16 protein-coding genes and 3 pseudogenes are annotated in these 21,146 nt (G+C 71.8%); 10 read left to right on the top strand and 9 right to left on the bottom strand.

Annotated elements, in window-relative coordinates; all coding sequences use genetic code 11:
- Window positions 1-17: 17 nt before the first annotated feature.
- Entirely contained in the window at window positions 18-2,093 is a 2,076-nt protein-coding gene (gene tkt, locus AB0K80_RS12780) for a transketolase (RefSeq protein WP_365668737.1), read from the bottom strand.
- A 156-nt stretch (window positions 2,094-2,249) separates the two neighbouring features.
- Between tkt and AB0K80_RS12785 the strand changes: the two genes are divergently transcribed.
- Together AB0K80_RS12785 and AB0K80_RS12790 are read left to right on the top strand one after the other, a co-directional pair.
- A complete protein-coding gene (locus AB0K80_RS12785) occupies window positions 2,250-3,161 on the top strand; it encodes an AraC family transcriptional regulator (RefSeq protein ID WP_365668739.1) in 912 nt (303 codons plus the stop codon).
- Between the two features lie 164 nt (window positions 3,162-3,325).
- The gene (locus tag AB0K80_RS12790) at window positions 3,326-5,527 is read left to right on the top strand and encodes a glycosyltransferase family 39 protein (protein WP_365668741.1); all 2,202 of its coding nucleotides are present in this window, start codon (window positions 3,326-3,328) and stop codon (window positions 5,525-5,527) included.
- Window positions 5,528-5,547: 20 nt separating this feature from the next.
- Here the strand turns inward: AB0K80_RS12790 and AB0K80_RS12795 are convergent, their stop codons facing one another.
- From AB0K80_RS12795 to AB0K80_RS12815, 5 genes are all read right to left on the bottom strand, one after another.
- On the bottom strand, window positions 5,548-6,285 hold the full coding sequence (locus AB0K80_RS12795) for a class I SAM-dependent methyltransferase (protein WP_365668742.1): 738 nt from the start codon (window positions 6,283-6,285) through the stop codon (window positions 5,548-5,550).
- Window positions 6,286-6,388: 103 nt separating this feature from the next.
- Window positions 6,389-7,789, bottom strand: a complete 1,401-nt coding sequence (locus AB0K80_RS12800; RefSeq protein WP_365668744.1) for a glycoside hydrolase family 16 protein — start codon at window positions 7,787-7,789, stop codon at window positions 6,389-6,391.
- A 451-nt stretch (window positions 7,790-8,240) separates the two neighbouring features.
- Entirely contained in the window at window positions 8,241-9,575 is a 1,335-nt protein-coding gene (locus AB0K80_RS12805) for a glycoside hydrolase family 68 protein (protein WP_365668745.1), read from the bottom strand.
- 502 nt (window positions 9,576-10,077) lie between these two features.
- The gene (locus AB0K80_RS12810; RefSeq protein WP_365668747.1) at window positions 10,078-10,836 is read right to left on the bottom strand and encodes an IclR family transcriptional regulator; all 759 of its coding nucleotides are present in this window, start codon (window positions 10,834-10,836) and stop codon (window positions 10,078-10,080) included.
- The gene (locus AB0K80_RS12815) at window positions 10,836-11,261 is read right to left on the bottom strand and encodes a MarR family transcriptional regulator (protein WP_365669150.1); all 426 of its coding nucleotides are present in this window, start codon (window positions 11,259-11,261) and stop codon (window positions 10,836-10,838) included. Before AB0K80_RS12815 ends, AB0K80_RS12810 begins: the two co-directional genes overlap by 1 nt.
- A 214-nt stretch (window positions 11,262-11,475) precedes the next feature.
- Here AB0K80_RS12815 and AB0K80_RS12820 point away from each other — a divergent pair, with 214 nt between their 5' ends.
- From AB0K80_RS12820 to AB0K80_RS12835, 4 genes and pseudogenes are all read left to right on the top strand, one after another.
- Window positions 11,476-12,393 carry an SDR family oxidoreductase gene (locus AB0K80_RS12820; protein WP_365668749.1) on the top strand — a complete coding sequence of 306 codons (918 nt, stop codon included), beginning with the start codon at window positions 11,476-11,478 and terminating at the stop codon, window positions 12,391-12,393.
- Window positions 12,393-13,266: pseudogene (locus tag AB0K80_RS12825) on the top strand (amidohydrolase family protein). The gene AB0K80_RS12820 and the pseudogene AB0K80_RS12825 overlap by 1 nt, the downstream one beginning before the upstream one ends.
- A gap of 12 nt (window positions 13,267-13,278) precedes the next feature.
- A complete protein-coding gene (locus AB0K80_RS12830) occupies window positions 13,279-14,781 on the top strand; it encodes a long-chain fatty acid--CoA ligase (RefSeq protein ID WP_365668750.1) in 1,503 nt (500 codons plus the stop codon).
- Between the two features lie 8 nt (window positions 14,782-14,789).
- Window positions 14,790-15,245, top strand: a complete 456-nt coding sequence (locus AB0K80_RS12835; RefSeq protein ID WP_365668752.1) for a MaoC family dehydratase — start codon at window positions 14,790-14,792, stop codon at window positions 15,243-15,245.
- A gap of 75 nt (window positions 15,246-15,320) precedes the next feature.
- Here AB0K80_RS12835 and AB0K80_RS12840 read toward each other — a convergent pair whose 3' ends face one another.
- A complete protein-coding gene (locus AB0K80_RS12840; RefSeq protein ID WP_365668754.1) occupies window positions 15,321-16,169 on the bottom strand; it encodes a hypothetical protein in 849 nt (282 codons plus the stop codon).
- Window positions 16,170-16,336: 167 nt separating this feature from the next.
- Between AB0K80_RS12840 and AB0K80_RS12845 the strand changes: the two genes are divergently transcribed.
- Window positions 16,337-16,660 carry a hypothetical protein gene (locus AB0K80_RS12845; protein ID WP_365668756.1) on the top strand — a complete coding sequence of 108 codons (324 nt, stop codon included), beginning with the start codon at window positions 16,337-16,339 and terminating at the stop codon, window positions 16,658-16,660.
- Here the strand turns inward: AB0K80_RS12845 and AB0K80_RS12850 are convergent.
- Window positions 16,652-17,227, bottom strand: a pseudogene (locus AB0K80_RS12850) (transposase); the annotation flags it as partial. The gene AB0K80_RS12845 and the pseudogene AB0K80_RS12850 sit on opposite strands and share 9 nt — an antisense overlap.
- Before the next feature lie 109 nt (window positions 17,228-17,336).
- On the opposite strand from AB0K80_RS12850, the gene AB0K80_RS12855 reads away from it, so the two are divergent.
- Window positions 17,337-17,744 (top strand): HEAT repeat domain-containing protein, encoded by a 408-nt coding sequence (locus AB0K80_RS12855; protein ID WP_365669152.1) that lies wholly within the window; start codon window positions 17,337-17,339, stop codon window positions 17,742-17,744.
- Between the two features lie 20 nt (window positions 17,745-17,764).
- Here AB0K80_RS12855 and AB0K80_RS12860 read toward each other — a convergent pair.
- Window positions 17,765-18,817 (bottom strand): annotated as a pseudogene (locus AB0K80_RS12860) (transposase).
- A 224-nt stretch (window positions 18,818-19,041) separates the two neighbouring features.
- Here AB0K80_RS12860 and AB0K80_RS12865 point away from each other — a divergent pair.
- Window positions 19,042-19,806: a DeoR/GlpR family DNA-binding transcription regulator gene (locus AB0K80_RS12865; RefSeq protein WP_365669154.1), complete on the top strand. Its 765-nt coding sequence runs from the start codon at window positions 19,042-19,044 to the stop codon at window positions 19,804-19,806.
- Window positions 19,803-21,143: a 6-phospho-beta-glucosidase gene (locus tag AB0K80_RS12870; protein WP_365668758.1), complete on the top strand. Its 1,341-nt coding sequence runs from the start codon at window positions 19,803-19,805 to the stop codon at window positions 21,141-21,143. Before AB0K80_RS12865 ends, AB0K80_RS12870 begins: the two co-directional genes overlap by 4 nt.
- The last annotated feature ends 3 nt before the right edge of the window (window positions 21,144-21,146 follow it).

Genomic DNA, 21,146 nt, shown 5'->3' on the forward strand with positions numbered 1-21,146 from the left:
TCTTTCCGGAAGTCGGCTCAGCCACGCGCGGCGGCGAGGGATTCCCGGGCCGCGGCGACGACGTTCTCGGCGGTGAAGCCGTACTCGGCGAACAGGGTCCTCGCGTCGGCGGAGGCGCCGAAGTGCTCCAGGGAGACGATCCGCCCGGCGTCCCCCACGAACCGGTACCAGGTCAGCCCGACCCCGGCCTCCACCGCGACGCGCGCCTTCACGGACGGCGGCAGGACCCGCTCGCGGTACGCGCGGGGCTGCTCCTCGAACCACTCCACCGACGGCATGGACACCACCCGCGTCGGCACACCCGCGGCCTGGAGCCGCTCGCGCGCCTCGACGGCGAGGTGCACCTCGGAGCCGGTGGCGATGAGGATCACCTGGGGCTCGCCGCCTTCCGCCTCGACCCTCACATAGCCGCCGCGCGCCGCGTCCGGGTCCGGCGCGTACGTCGGCACGCCCTGCCGGGTCAGGGCCAGACCGTGCGGCGCCGGGCGGGTGGCGTGCCGCGTGAGGATCTCGGCCCAGGCGATCGCGGTCTCGTTGGCGTCGGCCGGGCGGACCACGTTCAGGCCCGGGATGGCCCGCAGCGACGCCAGGTGCTCGACGGGCTGGTGCGTCGGGCCGTCCTCGCCCAGGCCGATGGAGTCGTGCGTCCACACATACGTCACCGGCAGCTGCATCAGCGCCGACATGCGCACCGCGTTGCGCATGTAGTCGGAGAACACCAGGAAGGTGCCGCCGTAGACACGGGTGTTGCCGTGCAGGGCGATGCCGTTCAGCTCCGCGGCCATGGAGAACTCGCGGATGCCGAAGTGGATCGTGCGGCCGTACGGGTCGGCCTCGGGCAGCGGGTTGTCCTTCGGCAGGAAGGAACTGTTCTTGTCGATGGTGGTGTTGTTGGAGCCGGCCAGGTCGGCGGAGCCGCCCCACAGCTCGGGGAGCACCGCGCCGAGCGCCTGGAGGACCTTGCCGGAGGCGGCCCGGGTGGCGACCGACCTGCCGGGCTCGAACACCGGCAGGGCGTCCTCCCAGCCCTTGGGCAGCTCGCCCTTGCTGACCCGGTCGAACAGCTCGGCGCGCTGCGGGTGGTCCCCGCGCCAGGCGGCGATCCGCTTGTCCCAGGCGGCGTGCGCCTCGGCGCCCCGGTCGAGGGCCTTGCGGGTGTGGGCGAGGACCTCGTCGTCGACCTGGAAGGTCCGCTCCGGGTCGAAGCCGAGGACCCGCTTGGTGGCCGCGACCTCGTCCTCGCCGAGGGCCGAGCCGTGCGCGGCCTCCGTGTTCTGCGCGTTCGGGGCCGGCCAGGCGATGATCGTGCGCATCGCGACGATCGAGGGGCGCCCGGTCTCGGCCTGCGCCGCCTTCAGCGCCGCGTACAGGGCGTGCACGTCGATGTCGCCGTTGCCGGCCGGCTCGACCCGCTGCACGTGCCAGCCGTACGCCTCGTACCGCTTCAGCACGTCCTCGGAGAACGCGGTCGCCGTGTCGCCCTCGATGGAGATGTGGTTGTCGTCGTACAGGAAGACCAGGTTGCCGAGCTTCTGGTGACCGGCGAGCGAGGACGCCTCGGCGGAGACGCCCTCCTGCAGGTCGCCGTCGGAGACGATCGCCCAGATGGTGTGGTCGAAGGGGGAGGTCCCCTCGGGGGCGTCCGGGTCGAACAGGCCGCGCTCGTAGCGGGCGGCCATCGCCATGCCGACGGCGTTGGCGACGCCCTGCCCGAGCGGGCCGGTGGTGGTCTCCACCCCGGCGGTGTGCCCGTACTCCGGGTGGCCCGGAGTCTTGGAGCCGTGGGTCCGGAAGGCCTTCAGGTCGTCCAGCTCCAGCTCGTAGCCCGCGAGGTACAGCTGGGTGTAGAGGGTCAGCGAGGTGTGGCCCGGCGACAGCACGAAACGGTCCCGGCCCGTCCACTCCGGGTCGGCCGGGTCGTGCCGCATCAGCTTCTGGAAGATCGTGTACGCGGCCGGGGCCAGGCTCATCGCGGTGCCCGGGTGGCCGTTGCCGGCCCGCTGCACGGCATCGGCCGCCAGCAGGCGGGCGGTGTCGACGGCACGCCGGTCCAGTTCGGTCCACTCCAAGCGGTCGGTTGTCTGCGTGCTCATCTTCAAGAAGTCCTCGATCCGAGCGAAGTAGCTGGTCTGACGCGTTCAAAAGTAAAAGTCTGATTTTTTGGGCGGTAGGTCGCGGTGTGCCAGCCTGTGGTGAAAGTGGGACAGCACCACGACGGCGCGGCGGGAACAGGACGGCACGAGACGGACATGGCGGACACAACCGTGCGGGGTGCGGACGGGGACGGTGGCGGCGACGGGATCAGAACCTTCCCCTTCCCGGTCGATCTGAGCGTCCTCGGCGTCGGTATGCAGGTCGGCCCGATGAGCGGCCCCGGCCGCCCCTGGCATCCCGGCGGGGTGCAGCCGGAGCGCGTGCACCGCATCGACTTCCACGTCGTGATGCTGTTCAGCGACGGCCCGGTCCGGCACATGGTCGACTTCGCCGAGTACGAGGCCACGGCCAGCGACCTGCTGTGGATCCGCCCGGGGCAGGTCCACCGCTTCTCGCGCACCAGCGAGTACCGCGGAACCGTGCTGACCATGCAGCCCGGCTTCCTGCCCCGCGCCACCGTCGAGGCCACCGGCCTGTACCGCTACGACCTGCCGCCCCTGCTGCACCCCGACGAACCGCAGCTCACCGCCCTGCGCGCGGCGCTCGACCAGCTGCGCCGCGAGTACGAGGACACCACCACCCTGCCGCTGAGCCTGCACACGGCGGTGCTGCGGCACTCCCTGTCCGCGTTCCTGGTCCGCCTGGCCCACCTCGCGACCAGCTCCGCCGAGGCCTCGCCCGGGCAGAGCGACACCACCTTCACCCGCTTCCGCGACGCGGTGGAGCAGGGCTTCGCCACCAACCACAGCGTCAGCGCCTACGCCGACGCGCTCGGCTACTCCCGCCGCACCCTGGTCCGCGCGGTCCGCGCCGCGACCGGCGAGACGCCCAAGTCCTTCATCGACAAGCGGGTGGTGCTGGAGGCCAAGCGGCTGCTCGCCCACACCGACCTGCCGATCGGCCGGGTCGGCGCGGCGGTCGGCTTCCCCGACGCGGCCAACTTCTCCAAGTTCTTCCACCAGCACACCGACCGGACACCGGCGGCGTTCCGGGCGGAGCTGCGCTGAGGGAGCGCTGTGCGCCCACTGTGCGGTGGATGTACAAGACGATGCCCAGAAGCACGGGGAAATCCCCGGAAGAGACAAGGGAATCACCAGAGTCCGGCGAGAATCCGCCCGAAGGGCGCCGCCGCGGCGTCACGGGCGGTGCGCGCTGCCGAAAACTGCGGGGCATGGCCACCACAGCCCCCGTTCGTCCCGTCCCCGACGGTCCCCGCCGCCGCGCGCCCTGGAGGTCACCGGCCCACCAGCCCGCGTACGCGCGTTTGGCCCTGCTGATCCTCACCGCGCTCGCCGCCGCGCTCTACACCTGGGGCATCGACCACAGCCAGTACCACACGTTCTACGCGAGCGCCGTCCGCAGCATGACGGAGAGCTGGAAGGCGTTCGTCTACGGCTCGTTCGACCCGGGGAACTCCCTCACCCTCGACAAAGCGCCGGGATTCCTGTGGCCGCAGGCCCTTTTCGCCCGGGTCCTCGGATTCCACCCGTGGGCGCTGACGGTTCCCCAGGTCCTGGAGGGCGTGGCGAGCCTGCTGGTGCTGCACCGGCTGGTGCGCCGCTGGGCCGGGGTGAACGCGGCGCTGGCCGCCGCCACGGCGTTCCTGGTGACGCCGGTGGCCGTCGGGCTCTTCCGTACCGCGGTCGAGGACCCCGCCTTCACCCTGTGCCTGCTGCTGGCGGCGGAGGCCACCCAGCGTGCCGCGCGGGACGGCCGGCTGCGGCCGCTGCTGCTCGCGGGGGTGTGGGTCGGACTCGGCTTCCAGGCCAAGATGCTCGAGGCGTGGGCGGTGCTTCCCGCGCTCGCCCTGGTGTACCTGGTCTCGGCGCCGGTCCCGGCGCGCAAGCGGCTGGCGCACCTCGGGGCGGCGGCCGTCGTGATGACCGCCGTGTCGGCGTCCTGGATGCTCGCCGTCAGCCTGACCCCGGCCAGGGACCGGCCCTATGTGGACGGCACCACCGACGACTCCGCGTTCAGCATGGTGGTCGGCTACAACTTCCTCAACCGCTTCCCCGCACTCGGCATCAGCGCGGCGGCCACCGGCAGCGTCAGCGCCACGCAGGGCGGGGGAGGGGGATGGCACGCGGGCGCGCGTGGTCCCGGTCCGGGCGGCCGGGTCGAACACCCCGGCGGCGCAGGGAAGTCGGGCGGCGGCCGGTACGGCGGCAGCGCGGCCCGTGGGGCGGGCCACCGGCGCACAACCAGGGCGACGGCCGGCGGCCGGGGCGCCGGCCAGAACGGCTGGGCGAAGATGTTCGGCACGTCGCTCGCCTCGCAGACCGGCTGGCTCTACCCGTTCGCCGCCGTGTCCCTCCTGTGCGGCCTGCTGTGGCGCCGGGGCAGCCCGCGCACCGACGGGATCCGTGCCGGATTCCTTCTGTGGGGCACCTGGCTGGCCACGTTCTTCCTGGTGTTCAGCGCCGGCAGCGTCGGCGGCCACACGTACTACATGGGCGTCATCGCCGTACCGCTCGCCGCGCTCACCGGTGGCGGCCTGGCGGTGCTGTGGCGCGCCTACCGGGCCGGCGGCCGCCGCGCCTGGGCCCTGCCGGGCGCGGTCGCGGCGACGGCGGGGTGGAGCGCGTATCTCGCCGGCCGGTTCCCCTCGTTCCTGCCGTGGCTGGCGCCCGTGGTGGGCGCGCTCGGGCTCACCGCCGTCGTCCTGCTGGTCCTGGCCCGCCCCGGCCGCACCCCGTCCGGCGGGCGGCTCGCCGTCGCCGCCCTGGCCGCGTCCCTCGCGGCGGTACTGCTCGCGCCGGGCGCGTGGGCGGTGCAGGTCTTCGACCCCGGCTACCGCGCCTCCGGCATGGGCGCGGTCGGCCCGACCGGCCCGGACCGCGGCCACGGCGCGGTGACCGCGGCGGGCGGTCCGGTCGCCCGCGTGCGGTGGGACGGCGGCACACCGCACGGCAGCCGGGCACTCCTCGCGGGAGGCTTCGGCGGGTTCGGCGACGGGCAACTGACCACGGCGCAGCGCGAGGTGCTCGACTACACCACCGCGCACCAGGGCTCGGCCGCCTACGTCTTCGCCACCACCAGCTGGACCACCGCGTCCCCGTACATCCTCGCCACCGGCGCTCACGTCCTCCCGCTCGGCGGCTTCAGCGGCGCGGTGCCCTTCCCGACCCCGGCGCGGTTCCGTCAGCTGGTCGGCAGCGGCGAGCTGCGGTACGTGCTGCTGGGCGGCGCCCGGGGCGCGGGCGCCCTGCCCGGCGGCCGGGGCGGCGGGACGACGGCCACCGCGCGGATCACCGACTGGGTCGAGTCGGCCTGCGCCCGGGTCCCGGCCTCGGCCTACACCACTCCCTCGCGTGTCCCGGCCGGGGGAACGACGAGCGTACCGACCCTGTACCGGTGCGGCCCCGGCCGCTGAGGGACCGTGCCCGGACCGACTCAGCCGGACGTCGGCCGCAGCACCAGGCAGACGAAGCCGAAGGAGTCCCGGTAACCGCGCAGCCACTGGGTGCGGTGGGCGTCCGCCGCCGCGAGCGCCTTCCCGCTGTCCGGGTCGTCGGCGTGGTCCAGGGCCCAGGAGGCCAGTGAGCCCGTCCAGGCCCACTCGTACGCGTCGAGTTCCCGGCGGGTGCTGAGGTGCCCCTGGACCGGGGTCCACCCGTCGGCGACCACGCGGTCCACCGTGGTCGGCAGGTCGGCCAGGTCGCCGAGCAGCTCGACCGCCTCCGGGGAGGGCGGGCGCTCCCAGTAGCCGTCCCCGACCAGGACCCGTCCGCCGGGAGCCAGGTGCCGGCGCGCCGCCGCCAGGGTGGGCGGCAGGCCGCCGAAGGCGTGCGTGGCGCCCACGCACAGCACCAGGTCGAAGGGGTGCGGGCAGGTGAAGGAGGCGGCGTCCGCGTGGTGCAGGACGAGACGGTCCTGGACGCCGAGCCGGTGCGCGGACCGCCGGGCGTGCGCCAGGGCGGCCTCGGCGAGGTCGACGCCCTCGGCCCGCAGCCGCGGATGCGCGGTCAGGGCGCGCAGCAGCCATTCCCCGCCGCCGCAACCGAGGTCGAGGACCCGGGCGTCGGGGCGGGGGATGCCCTGGTCCAGCAGGCGGCGCACCGAGTCGTCGTCGAGCGGGGCCGCGATCGGATGGTCCGCGTGGGCCAGTCGGGAGAGCTGCGCACGGTTCACCCGGCGGAGCCTGCCACGGGCCGCCGGCGGCCCGCACGCGCTTTTCCACCGGCGCGGGGTGGCTCCGCGCACCCGCGGAGCCACCCCGCTACGGCGAGGCGCTTCAGTGCCCGAAGGTGAACCAGTTGACGTTCACGAAGTCCGCGGGCTGTCCGCTGGTGAAGGTCAGATACACGTCGTGGGTGCCGGTCACGCCGGTGATGTTCGCCGGGATGGTCCGCCAGGACTGCCAGCCGCCCGTGTTGGCCACCGCGAAGCTGCCGACGGGCGCGTTGCTGCGGCTGTCCAGCCGCACCTCGACCAGCCCGCTGACCCCGCCTGCCGCGCCGCTGGCGACCCGGGCGCTGAACTGCCGGGCCGCGGTGGAGCCGAAGTCGACGCCCTTGTACAGCGCCCAGTCCCCGTTGGCCAGCGAGCCGATGTTCTGGCCGCCGCCCGCGTCCGACGTCGCCTCGGTGCTCACCCCGGACTGCCCGTCGTACGACTCGGCCTGGAGGGTGCCGTAGGCGTCGCGGGTGCCGCCGCCGGGCGGAGGGGTGGTGCCGCTGCCGCCGGCCGACAGCACCTGGACGTAGTCCACGAGCATCGGGTGGCCCGGCTGGGTGCCGGCGTCCGGGCCGCCGCCGAACGCGTCGGGGAAGCCGCCGCCCATCGCCACGTTGAGGATGATGAAGAAACCGTGGTCCGTGGCGTTCCGCCAGGTCGTCGCGTCGACCTGGTTGGCGCGCACGGTGTGGTAGGTGAGGCCGTCGACGGAGAACCGGATCTCCTCCGGGCTCGTCGAGCGGTCCCACTCCATGCGGTAGGTGTGGAAACCGGCCTGGCAGGTCGTGCCGGGGCAGGTCGTGTTGCCGCCGATGCCGCTGGTCTCGTTGCAGGGGCCGCCCGGCGAGGTGCCGCAGTGCATCGTGGCGAACACCGTGTTCTGGCCCTGGGTGTTCTCCATGATGTCCAGCTCGCCGACGCCGGGCCAGTTCCAGTAGTTGCCCCGGTAGGGCGCGCCCAGCATCCAGAACGCCGGCCAGTAGCCCTTCGCAGCGGCCCCCGTGACGTTCGGGACCTGGATGCGGGCCTCCACGCGCAGCTTGCCGCCGGCCGGGGGCTGGAAGTCGGTGCGGTTGGTCTCGATGCGGCCCGACGTCCAGGTGCCGGCCGCGTCGCGCCGCGGGGTGATGCGCAGGTTGCCGTTGCCGTCGAGCGAGACGTTGTCCGTGCTCGACGTCATCGTCTCGATCTCGCCCGTGCCCCAGTTGGCGGGGCCGCCCGGGTAGCCCTTGCCGGTCGCGTACTGCCAGTTGGCGGTGTTGACGCCGCTGCCCGCGGCGCCGTTGAAGTCGTCGGCGAAGACCTGGGTCCAGCCCGACGGGGGAGGCGGCGCCGCGGCGCTCGCGGACGGGCCGGCGACGGCCGCGGCGCCCGCCGCCAGACCGAGCGTGGCGGCCACGGCGACCAGCGCCTGCCTCAGCGGCCGCCGTCTGCGGGATGTGCCGGAGAGTTGGCTCATGTGGGGGTTGCCTCTCGTACGGATGAAGCTGCGCGGGTGGCTTCGAGCGCGCCTCCGGGGAGTATGAGAGCGCTCTCAGAAGTGTCGCCAATGTGCTCCGCGCCCCTGCGGTCGTCAAGAGGTGAAGCAGAACAAAGTGCTTGAGAAGACGGGGAGTTCACCCCATGAAGGTGTGGTGGCGGCCTTCTTCACCAGCTTCGGTGGCCCTCGGGACAGGGGTGTCTCCCGGCACGTGCCTCGCCGGGCCAGTGAGCAAGTCCCCGGGCATCGCCCGTCGGCCTGTCCCTCATGCGGGTACAGCCGGAAGATCGCCCGACAGGACCCGCTGCGTGTCACCCGCAGCGGGTCCAGGGCGCCCGCAAGCGCATGGCTTCGTGCTTCGCCGAGTGGTCACCCGCCACCACCCACGGTTGACGTGGTGGGATCGGATGGCTGCTCGACTCAGGCTGTTTTACGGGATGAAGCCGTAGCCCAACTGGCCGACCAGCCTCGTCCGGTCGCCCTTGAGGGCCAGCACGAGCGTGCGTGCGAGGGTGCCGCCGAAGCGGGTCCCGCCGTCGGGGGTCGGGACCGTGTCGATGAAACTCTCCACCAGTCCGTTGGGCATCACGTAGTGCGAGTACTGCTGTGTGGGGGCGTCCTCGGGGTTGCCGAGGACCAGCGCGCTGCCGTTGAGCGGCCGGTAGTCGCTGCGCAGCGCCGGTCCGACGAAGCCGTAGAGGCCGTCCCAGCCGCTCAGCCCCGGCGCGAACGTGAACTTGTGGCTGATCGTGAACAGGTAGTACTTGCCGCCGCGGATGACCAGGTGCGGCCGTTCGGTCTGCTGGTTGACGCAGTTGGCCGAGAGCAGCGGGGGCTGGAGCTTCCAGTTCCGCATGCTGTCGCCGTCGGCCGTGGCCAGCCCGATGTTGCCCGTGTAGTACTTCGCGTCTGCCGGCACCTCGTGGCCGGCCGGGACGTCACCGATGTCACGCTTGGTGCACTGGTACGTGCCCGCGGTGCCGCCCGTGTTGCCCTCGAACAGCAGGTGGATCTTGCGGTCCCGCGGGTCGCGGAAGACGAACGGGTCACGGAAGGCGTAGATGATCGGGCCTTGCTGCGACTGTTCGAGGGTCTGGTACAGCTTGCCGTCGGCCTGGGCGATGATGCGGTGGTCCCGGAAGCCGGTGAACCACACGCGGTTCCTGTCCGCGTGGATCTTGCCGGTCGCCTGCGCCAGACGCTGCAGGGCGTCGTTGGGGTCGACCCCGCCGTTGTCGCGCCCGGAGGCGGTGTAGAAGGAGTACACCTTGTCGCCGACGAGCGCCGCCGAGCCGGCCCACTCACGCGAGCCGAACGAGGTGCCGGGCTGGAACAGGTCGCCGCCGTACTTCCAGCTCTTGGCGTCACGCGAGTAGAAGTAGCCGATCTTCGCGTACCAGTGCCGGTCACCGAACGGCACCGAGCGCGGAGCCGTCAGCGAGAAGATGACGTGCCAGCCCTTGTAGGTGGCGGTCTGGGTGTTGAGCCTGGTGAGCGGCCAGGTGTCCCACACCCACACCTTGTCGGTCATCACCGGGAAGTCGGGCGACACGCGAGGAGCTGTGTTGGTCTTGTCCTGCCGGAGTTTGAGGGCGTCCGCGCGGGACCAGACGGCTGTGAAGTCGTCGTCCGCGCTGTACTGCCGTGTCCCGGTCCGGGACGGGTCGTGGGGGGAGGCGGAAGCGGTGGTAGCGATGCCGCTCAGCGTCGCAAGGGCTGTCAAACCCGTCGCCAGCCGGAGCAGCACTCGTCGTGCTCTGTGCATACGTCACCCTTTGGGGAAGAGGAACGAATGGAAGCTGTAGATCCGGTTCCGTCGCTGACAGTACCTCAATTCATTGAAATTGCAACGGACTTGTGGGGCAAAGATGCACTGGAGCGGCAGTCGGGGCGGCGCGCTGGTGGTATGCACGCCCGGCATCGAAGGCCGGCTGGCGGAGTCCGCGGTGAGGAAGTCTCCCGATCCCGCGGCAAGGCCCGTGCTCTCCACGCATCGGCGACCGCGAGGGCGGCGTGAGCCGCTGCTTCACCGCCGCCGTGGATGAAGCGGCCCACTCCGGCGGCCGGCGCCTCGTCGGCCTCGTCGGCCGGACGGACGTCTCGCCCCGAGCCCGGACTCGGCGGCTCGCAGGCGTCGGCGGTCTCGTCCGCTGCTGCGGCTTCGGACGGGACCCGGATGATGAGAACGTTCCAGCTCGTCCGGTCGACCTGGGCGCCGGCACCGACCGTGCCCGTCGCCGAACCGGTCGTCCGGTCGAACGAGTAGCTCAGACGCGCTCCGGCTGCCAGCCCAGCGCCCGTGAGATCCCCCGCGCCGCGAGCCGTACGGCCGGGACGAGCGCCGGCACCTGCGCGCCGGCCTGGGGCACCACGACGGACACGGCGGCGACCACCGACCCGCCCGGCCCGCGGACCGGAGCCGCCACCGAGAGCGCGTCCTCGGTGACCTGACGGTCGCTCACCGCCACCCCGGTACGCCGCACTTCGGCCAGCACCCGGCGCAGCCGCACCGGATCGGTGAGGGTGTACGGGGTGAAGGACGCGAGCGGGCCCGCGCAGTACTCCTCCTGCACCTCCGGCTCGCCGTGCGCCAGCAGCGCGAGGCCGACCCCGGTCGCGTGCAGCGGCCAGCGCGCGCCGACCCGGATGTGCACCCCGACCGCCGACCGCCCCGACAGCCACTCGATGTAGACGACCTCGCGCCCGTCGCGCACGGCCAGCTGCACGTTCTCGTGCGTCGCCTCGTACAGGTCCTCCAGGTACGGCAGGGCCAGCTGCCGCAGCGCCAGGCCGCGCGGGGCGAGCGCCGCGACCTCCCACAGCCGCAGCCCGACGTGGTAGACGCCGGAGGGGTCCCGCTCCAGCGCGCCCCACCGCGCGAGCGCGCCGACCAGGCGGTGCGCGGTCGTCAGGCTGAGCCCGGCCCGGCGGCTGATGTCCGTCAGCGACAGGGCCGGGTGCTCGTGGTCGAAGGCGGCGAGCACGGCCAGCAGCCGGTCGGGCGCGGTGGGGGTGCCCGCGGGCATCAGCTCAATCCGTCCTCGGCGACCCGTAGCAGCAGCGCGTGCAGCGTGGCGCGCTCGGCCGGGTCCAGCGGGGCGAGCAGCTCGTCGGTGACCCGTTGCCCGGCCTCGTCCGTGTCGCGCAGGAAGGCCCGGCCCGCCTCGGTCAGGACGACGATCCGGCTGCGGCGGTCGTCGGGGGAGGGGCGGCGCTGGGCGAGCCGGAGCTTCTCCAGGTCGTCGACCAGGCCGACGATCGCGCTCGGGTCGTAGCCGAGCCGGGCGCTCAGCTCGCGCTGCAGGGCGCCCTCGGCGGTGGCGAGGAAGCGCAGCAGCGCGTAGTGGCGCAGCCGCAGGCCGGACTGCTGGAGGGTGGCGTTGAACAGCTGCCCGGAGCGCAGGCCCAGGCGGTACAGCAGATAGCCCGTGTCGGCGTGCAGCTCCCGCATCCAGGGCTCGTGCGCGTCGATCGGAGCGGCGGTCGGACTCGTCGGGTGCGGCTGGCGGGCGATGGCGGACTCCCTGGTCGTGCGGCGGTCGCTGGTGCTGGGTCCAGTCTGGCGCAGCCACCCGGTCCGCAACAACTATTGACGTCACCAATTATTGCTCTTAGCTTCGATCTCGGAATCCGCACCACCCGACCCTGCGTGAAGGGACCGCACCGTGCCCAGCATCGATCTCACCGGTAAGGCCGCCGTCGTCACCGGCAGCGGCCGCGGCCTCGGCCTCGCCTACGCCCAGGCCCTGGCCGCCCACGGCGCGTCCGTGGTCGTCAACGACGTCGACGAGGCCGTGGCCGAGGCGGCCGTGAAGTCCCTCACCGAGGCGGGCGGCACCGCCGTCGCCGAGGTCGTGCCGGTCGGCACCTCCGAGGCCGCCGACCGGCTGGTGAACCGGGCGGTTACGGAGTTCGGGCGCCTGGACATCCTGGTCACCAATGCGGGCATCCTGCGCGACAAGGTGCTGTGGAAGATGACCGACGACGACTTCGACGCGGTGCTCACCACCCACCTCAGGGGCACCTTCACCTGCGCGCGCGCCGCCGCCGTGCGGATGCGCGAGCAGGGCGAGGGCGGCACGCTGATCCTGGTCGGCTCGCCGGCCGGGCAGCGCGGCAACTTCGGCCAGACGAACTACGCCGCCGCCAAGGCCGGCATCGCCGCGATGGCCCGCACCTGGTCGATGGAGCTGGCCCGCGCCCGCGTCACCGTCAACGCGATCATCCCGGTCGCCGCCACCGCGATGACCGAGACCATCCCCGCCTTCGCCCCGTACGTCGAGGCCCTGCGCAACGGCGAGTCGCTGCCGGACTTCCTGCGCAAGGGCGAGGGCTTCGGCACCCCCGAGGACTGCGCGGCCCTGGTCCCCTTCCTCGCCTCCGAGCGGGCGCGGGACGTGACCGGCCAGTGCATCGGCATCGGCGGCGACAAGGTGGCACTCTGGTCGCATCCGCAGGAGATCAGGGCGGCGTACGCCGACGGCGGCTGGACCCCCGACGCCCTGGCCGACGCCTTCCCCACCTCGGTCGGCGCCGAACCGCAGACGGTCGGCATCCCCGCGCCGAAGCTGCCGGAGGCCTGATGGACATCGACAACCTGGTCGCCATCGACGTCCACACCCACGCGGAGGTGTCCTCCAAGGGCCACTCCTCGCTCGACGACGACCTGCACGACGCCTCCTCCGCCTACTTCAAGGTCGAGGGCAAGCGGAAGCCGACGCTGGAGGAGACCGCGGCCTACTACCGCGAGCGGAACATGGCCGCCGTGATCTTCACGGTGGACGCCGAGTCCGCCACCGGCACCCGGCCGGTCCCCAACGAGGAGGTCGCCGAGGCCGCCGCCGCCAACGCGGACGTGCTGATCCCCTTCGCCTCCATCGACCCCTTCCGGGGCAGGGCGGGAGTCAGGCAGGCCCGGCGCCTGGTGGAGGAGTACGGGGTGAAGGGCTTCAAGTTCCACCCCAGCATCCAGGGCTTCTTCCCCAACGACCGCTCGGTGGCGTACGACCTCTACGAGGTCATCGAGGAGACCGGCACGATCGCCCTCTTCCACACCGGCCAGACCGGCATCGGCGCCGGGGTCCCCGGCGGGGGCGGTATCCGGCTGAAGTACTCCAACCCCCTGCACGTGGACGACGTGGCCGCCGACTTCCCGCACCTGAAGATCATCCTGGCGCACCCGTCCTTCCCCTGGCAGGACGAGGCCCTCGCCGTCGCCACACAAGCCGGGCGTGTACATCGACCTGTCCGGCTGGTCGCCGAAGTACTTTCCGCCGCAGCTGGTGCAGTACGCCAACACACTGCTGAAGGACAAGGTCCTCTTCGGCTCCGACTTCCCCGTCCTCACCCCCGACCGCTGGCTCGCCGACTTCGAGAAGCTGCCGATCAAGGACGAGGTGCGGCCGAGGATCCTCAAGGAGAACGCCGCCCGCCTGCTCGGGCTGACGACACCGTAAAGGGGCGCGACGATGCGCAACGAGGGACTGGGGTCGTGGCCCGCCCGCCGGGCCCGCAAGACCCCCCACCGCACCGCCCTGATCCACGGCGAGACGTCCGCCGACTACGCCACGCTGTACGACCGCACCACCCGCCTCGCCCACGCCCTGCGGGAACGGGGCGTACGACGCGGCGACCGGATCGCCTACCTCGGCCCGAACCACCCCACCTACCTGGAGACCCTGTTCGCCGCCGGCACGCTCGGCGCGGTCTTCGTCCCGCTCAACACCCGCCTCGCCGGCCCGGAGATCGCCTACCAGCTCGCGGACTCCGGCGCCAAGGCGCTGGTGTACGCCCCCTCCCACGCCGGGCTCGTCGCCGGGCTGCCGGGCAGCACGGACGTACGGGCGTACCTCGAGGTGGGGGCCGAGTACGAGCGGGCCGTCGCCGAGGCGTCCCAGGAGCCGATCGACGAACCGGTCGGTCCCGACGACACCTGCATCATCATGTACACCTCGGGCACGACCGGCCGCCCCAAGGGCGCGATGCTCACCCACGGCAACATCACCTGGAACGCGGTCAACGTCCTGGTCGACACCGACCTGATCGCCGACGAGCGCGCCTTGGTCTCCGCCCCGCTGTTCCACACCGCCGGCCTGAACATGCTGACCCTGCCGGTGCTGCTCAAGGGCGGCACCTGCGTGCTGGTCGAGGCGTTCGACCCGGAGGCCACCTTCGACCTGATCGAACGGCACCGGATCACCTTCATGTTCGGGGTGCCGACGATGTTCGACCAGGTGGCCCGGCATCCGCGCTGGAAGGACGCCGACCTGTCGTCCCTGCGCCTGCTCACCTGCGGCGGCTCCCCGGTCCCCACCCCGCTCATCGCCGCCTACCAGGAGCGCGGTCTGACCTTCCTCCAGGGCTACGGCATGACCGAGGCCGCGCCCGGCACGCTGTTCCTGGACGCCGAGCACGCCGTGCGCAAGGCGGGCTCGGCCGGCGTACCGCACTTCTTCAGCGACGTACGGGTGGTGCGGCCGGACCTGACACCCGTCGACGTCGGGGAGGTGGGCGAGGTCGTCGTGCGCGGGCCGCACGTCATGCCCGGCTACTGGGGGCTGCCCGAGGAGACGGCCGCCTCGTTCGCCGACGGCTGGTTCCGCAGCGGGGACGCGGCCCAGGTCGACGAAGACGGCTACGTGTTCATCGTCGACCGCATCAAGGACATGATCATCTCGGGCGGCGAGAACATCTACCCCGCCGAGATCGAGGACCAGCTCCTCGCCCACCCGGACATCGTCGAGTGCGCGGTCATCGGCGTGCCCGACGACAAGTGGGGCGAGGTGCCGCGCGCGGTCGTCGTCCCGCGTGAGGGCGCCTCGCTCGACCCCGACGAGGTGCTCGCCTCCCTGGCCGGCCGGCTCGCCAAGTACAAGATCCCCAAGTCGGTGGTGCTCGCGGACGAACTCCCGCGCACCGCCTCAGGAAAGCTCCTCAAGTCCCGAGTCCGTACCCGGTACGGCAACAGGTAAGGAATCGCATGAGCATCACCGTGAACGGCCTCGACGAACTGAAGAAGCTCGCGGGCAGCGACCTGGGCACCAGCGAGTGGATCGAGGTCACGCAGGAGCGCATCGACACGTTCGCCGACGCCACGGGCGACCACCAGTGGATCCACGTGGACCCCGAGCGCGCCAAGGACGGCCCGTTCGGCGCGCCCATCGCGCACGGCTACCTCACCCTCTCCCTCTTCATCCCGCTGTTCACCGAACTGCTGGACGTCCAGGGTGTGACGACGAAGGTCAACTACGGCCTGAACAAGGTCCGTTTCCCCGCCCCGGTGAAGGTCGGCTCCCGCATCCGGCTGGCCGGGCGGCTCGCGGAGGTCGAGGAGGTGCCGGGCGGGGTGCAGATCACCGTCGACGGCACCCTCGAGATCGAGGGCGGCGCGAAGCCCGCGGCGGTCCTGCAGAGCCTGTCGCGGTTCTACGCCTGAGCCCCGCGCCCGGCGTACGCGGCGGGGGCCGCGGCGACGTCCCACCCGTCGCGCGGCCCCCGTACCGCTCACCGGTCAGTCCGTGACCTGCCGGTAGGAGTACACCGTCGTGCTGACCGCGCACACGCCCGGCGGGATCATCTGCGTCCGCAGGGTGCCGCTGCCGGCGTCGTAGTCGACGCCCTCCGCCTCGAAGGTGCCGGTGCACACGCTGCGCTGCGGCAGTGCGAACAGGCTCTTCACCGTGCCGGTGACCGGCCGTCCGTCCAGCCTCCCCGGCAGGTCGACCTGGAGCAGCGGCCGGATGTCGGGGAACAGCGTGCCCGTGGCGTCGTTGGAGGCGCACACCAGGCGGGTGTCGGTGACGAAGTCGCAGCCCTGGATGTCCCGCACGGGCCGGTCGAGGCTGATCTGCCCGGCCTCCTTCAGCTCCCCGCCGGCCTGCGGTGTGGACGGGTTCAGCAGCGGCGCGGGAAAGACCTGGAGCCGGCGCTGCTCGCCCCACTCGCCCGCCACCAGCCACTGCCCGTCGGGCGAGACGGCGGCGAAGGAGTTGTTCACCTTCTCGCCCGGGTTCAGCGGGTGGACGTACTCCAGGCGCCGGCCGGCCGGGGTCGTCACCGTGAACATCTTCGAAGTGGCGGCGTCGGCGCCCTGGTAGGCGTCGACGACGTACCCGCGCGCGATGTCCGGGTCACCGATGTGGTTCCAGCCCTTCAGGCGCAGCTCCAGCGGGATGGAGGCCAGTCCGCGGTACAGCAGCGAGCCGTCCGCCCGGCTGGCCAGGCCCTGACCGCCGCCGAGGGTGCCGGTGTACGCCGTGCCGGCCTCGGCCCAGTGCGGCTCACCGGCGGCCGAGGCCGTGCCCGAGCCCAGCGCGAGGGCACCCAGTAACGCGGCCAGGGCGGCGAGTTGACGTCTCATCAGGAGTCGGGGTCCTTTCACGTCGACGAAGAGGCGATTCGCATGCAACCACGGATCGGCCCGCGGGTCACTGTCCCGGAGCCGGCCGGACCAGGCGTGGTGGTCGGGGGGTGCCCCTATCTGTTCGGTCAAGGTGGCGCGGGCTGCTGGTGAGTGAGGATGGGGGCATGACGACCTGGTTCCGCACCTACTACGAGGACGAAGATCTGTGGCTGTATTTCGAGGCCGATGACGAGGGCTGGGCGGCGCGTCACGTTGAGGTCCGGGGCAAGGACTCACGGCCGGTGACGGCGGCCTCTTTGGAAGAGGTGCTGCACTTGCGTGATCACGCCGATCTCGCGGCGATGGGTCGCTATGAACGTCAATACGGTGTCTTGGCCGAGGCTGCGCTCGACGGCTGGCAGGACCAGCCGCAGGCAGCCGAGATCTCTGCGGAGGAGTTCGAGCGCGTGTGGGTCGAGGCCAGACGCGTTCTTGGTGCTTCAGGCTGATCCAGCGGGCTGAGGTTCGTAGAAGGTTCCGTCGCGGAGCATCGCGAAGAGGACATCCGCCCGGCGCCGGGCGAGGCAGAGCAGGGCCTGGGTGTGGTGCTTCCCTTGGGCGATCTTCTTGTCGTAGTAGGCCCGCGATGCCGGGTCGCCCAAGGCGGCGAACGCGGAGAGGAAGAAGGCCCGTTTGAGCTGCTTGTTTCCCCTCCGGGAGGGCTGCTCGCCTCGGATCGAAGACCCAGAACTGCGGGTCGCCGGCGCGCGTCCTGCGTAGGCGGCGAGGTGGCCGGCGGCCGGGAAAGTGCTGCCGTCGCCAACCTCGATCAGGATCCTGACGCCGATTCCCGGCATGGACGTCAGGACCTTCGAAAGAGGGTGTGCCTCCAGGAGTTCCTCGATCCACCCGGCCATGAGCTTGCGCTGGTCAAGCACGGCCGTCAGCGATCCGGCCAGGCTCGGGACGATCAGCCCGGCTGCCTCGGTGCCCGGAACGGTGACCGTCTGCTCGTCCAACGCTGCGAAGATCTCCTCGACCAGCCGCTCGGCCATCCTCGGGGCCACCCGCCGGATCACGAACAACACGGGGGGTGCCTCTATGTTCTTCGTCAAGCGTGTGGGCAGCTTCGACCCGGGGTTCGATCTTCTTCGTGGGACATGAGACTGTCTGGTCGTGCCAGAGATGATGAGTGGGCTGGAGGCGGCCTTGGCTGAGGCGTCGTCTCCTTCGTGGGAGCAACGTGTTCGGGCCGGGCGCGACCTTGCTTCGTTCGCTGATGTTCCTGAAGCTGCGGAAGCGCTGGTGGGGCTGCTGCTGGACATCGAGGACACGGCGGTGACTCGACAGACGGCAGAGGCCCTGGCCCGGGTGGGGTCGGTGGCCGCCGTAAGGCTCATCGCTCTCGCGGTTGCCGAGGCTGACGACAACCAGGCTGACTGGCTGCAGACCGGGGTGCATGACGCGCTCGTGGGACCGGACGGTGTGCCGGACGTCGCAGCGGCTTGCGCGAAGCTCGCCCGGGACCAGGAAGAAGCTGTCCGGCGGGCTGCCGCAGATATCTCGGCGTGGACAGACGACACAAGGCGCTGACCTGTATTGACCTGCCTGGTTCATGCAACCGTCGCTTGGGGGGCGTAGAAGGTTCCGTCTCTGAGCACGGCGAACAGCACGTTGATCCGTTGTCTGGCCAGGCGGAGGAGGGCCTGGGTGTGGGTTTTGCCTCTGGCTCGGCAGCGGTCGTAGTAGTCGCGGGAGGCGGGATCGTGGAGGGCTGCGAACGCGGAGAGGAACATCGCGCGTTTGAGCTGTCGGTTCCCGCCGCGTGGAGCGTGTTCGCCGTGGATCGAGGTTCCCGACTGCCAGCAGGGCCTCGATCTGGGCTTCCAGTATCCGGCGTTGTTCGTGGACGGCGGCCAGCGACTTGGCCAGCGACGGAACGATCATGTCCAGGGTGTTGGTGCCGGGAACGACTACGGTCTGTTCGTCTCGAGGGCATCGAAGATGTCGTCGACGAGCCGCTGAGCCATGCGGGGCGCTTTGGGCCGGACGACCTCGATGAGTTTGCGGCGGCCGGCCTTGCGCAGGGCGGCCGGGGAGCCGTAGCGCTCCAGCAGCCAGGTGATGGCGGGGTGGTCCAGGTGGGGGCCCAGGACGCGTTCGAGGCTGGGGTGGAACTGGGTGAGCAGGCCGCGGATGCGGTTGGAGGTGCGGTTGGCCTCGCCGGCCAGGTCTTGGTCGAAGCCGACCAGCATGGTGAGTTCGGCGGTGATCTCGTCGGCGAGTTCGAGAGAGCGCAGGGTGTGGGGCATGGTGCGGGCGGCGTCCGCGATGACGGCCGCGTCGCGTGCGTCGGTCTTGGCCTCGCCGGGGTAGAGGTCGGCGATCCGGCGCATCGCGAGTCCGGGCAGGTAGGCGACCTTGCAGCCGGCGTCGCGGGCGACGGTCAGCGGCAGGGCACCGATGGAGGCGGGCTGGTCCACGATCACCAGGACGGTGCCGAACTTGGCCCTGAGCTTGTCGAAGACGGCCCGCAGTTGGAGTTCGCTGTTGGGCAGGGCCTTGTCGAAGACTCTCTTCCCGGCCGGGGTGAGTCCGTGGCCGTGGTGGTTGCTCTTGCCGACGTCCAGGCCGAGGAAGACGCCCGTCTCGTCGATGTCGATCACCGTGTCCCCACATGGAGCCATGCCGGACCCGAAGACCGGAGGCCCCATTGCGGAGCCATGAAAAACGGTAACGGGGGGGAGTCGGCGGGGCTGCGCTCCAGGTGCACCAGGGCGGTACGCCCCGCGGGCGGGTCACCCACCGGTGCGCCCCGCGACGAGATTGGTCAACGGTCGCGCAGAAGTGCGCATGGTCATGAGCGAAGATGACGAGTAGTGTGCGCGTCGTGCTGGCAGAACGGCGACACCAACTCATCCTGCGGGTCCTGCGCTCCGGCGGTTCCGCGTCCGTGACCGATCTGTCGGAGCAGCTGGGGGTGAGTCCGGCCACCGTCCGGCGCGACCTGGTCAGGCTGGAGGAGGACGGCCTGCTCACCCGGGTGCACGGCGGGGCCGTGGTGGAGGAGGGCGACCAGCCCTTCGCCGAGGTCGCCGAGGTGCGCGTGGCCGAGAAGGACGCCCTAGCCGAGCGCGCCGCCGAGATGATCAGGGACGGTCAGTCGGTGCTGCTGGACATCGGCACCACCGCCTACCGCCTGGCCCGGCGGCTGCACGGCCGCCGGCTCACCGTGATCACCAGCAACCTGGCGGTGTACGAGGAACTCGCCGACGACGAGGACATCGAACTGGTGCTGCTCGGCGGCATGGTCCGCCGCGCGTACCGCTCCCTGGTCGGCTTCCTCACCGAGGACAACCTGCGCCAGCTGCACGCCGACTGGCTCTTCCTCGGCACCAGCGGGGTGCGGCCCGGCGGGCAGGTCATGGACACCACGGTCGTCGAGGTGCCGGTCAAGCGGGCCATGATCCGGGCGAGCGACCGGGTGGTGCTGCTCGCCGACGCGGCGAAGTTCCCGGGCACGGGCATGGCGAAGGTCTGCGGTCCCGAGGACCTGGACGCGGTGGTGACGAACGAGCCGGTCGACACGGTCACCCGGTCCTCCCTGGAGGAAGCCGGTGTCGAGGTCGTCGTGGTGGGAAAGGTGCAGGCGTGAAACTGACGATTCTGGGCGGCGGCGGGTTCCGGGTGCCGCTCGTGTACGGGGCGCTCCTCGGGGACCGCGCCGAGGGCCGCGTGACCCGGGTCGTGCTGCACGACCTGGACGCGCGCAGACTCTCCGCGGTCACCCGCGTCCTGGCCGAACAGGCCGCCGGGGTGCCCGACGCGCCCGAGGTGACCGCCACCACCGACCTGGACGAGGCGCTCACGGACGCCGACTTCGTGTTCTCCGCGATCCGCGTCGGCGGCCTGGAAGGCCGGGCCCACGACGAGCGGGTGGCCCTGGCGGAGGGTGTCCTCGGCCAGGAGACGGTCGGCGCCGGAGGCATCGCCTACGGCCTGCGGACCGTCCCGGTCGCCGTGGACATCGCCCGCCGGGTGGCCCGCCTGTCGCCCGACGCCTGGGTCATCAACTTCACCAACCCGGCCGGACTGGTCACCGAGGCCATGTCCCGCCACCTCGGCGACCGCGTCATCGGCATCTGCGACTCGCCGGTCGGCCTCGGCCGCCGCATCGCCCGCGCGCTCGGGGTCGCCGACCCGCGTGAGGCGTTCATCGACTACGTCGGCCTGAACCACCTCGGCTGGGTGCGCGGCCTGCGCGTCGACGGCCGCGACGAACTCCCGCGCCTGCTCGCCGACCCCGACCTGCTCGGCTCCTTCGAGGAGGGCAAGCTGTTCGGCGCCGACTGGCTGCGGTCGCTCGGCGCGATCCCCAACGAGTACCTGCACTACTACTACTTCAACCGGGAAGCCGTCCGCGCCTGCCAGCGGGCCGAGAAGACCCGCGGCGCGTTCCTGCGCGACCAGCAGGCCCGCTTCTACGAGCAGGTCGAGGACCCCGGCGTCCCCGCCCTGGACCTGTGGAACCGCACCCGCGCCGAGCGCGAGGCCACCTACATGGCCGAGAACCGCGAGACGGCCGGCGCCGGCGAGCGCGACGAGGACGACCTGTCCGGCGGCTACGAGAAGGTCGCCCTCGCCCTGATGCGGGCCATCGCCCGCGACGAGCGCACCACCCTGATCCTCAACGTCCGCAACCAGGGCACGCTGTCGGTCCTGGACACGGACGCCGTCATCGAGGTCCCCTGCCTCGTGGACGCCAACGGTGCCCACCCGGTCACCGTGGACCCGCTGCCCGGCCACGCCACCGGCCTGGTCTGCGCGGTGAAGGCGGTCGAGCGCGAGGTGCTCGCCGCCGCCGAGTCCGGCTCCCGCACCACGGCGGTGAAGGCCTTCGCGCTGCACCCGCTCGTCGACTCCGTGCACGTGGCCCGCCGGCTCGTCGACGGCTACACCGCCGTCCACCCCTCTCTCGCCTACCTCACGTAGCCC

Source organism: Streptomyces sp. NPDC052682 (assembly GCF_040678435.1).
Taxonomy (GTDB): Bacteria; Actinomycetota; Actinomycetes; order Streptomycetales; family Streptomycetaceae; genus Streptomyces.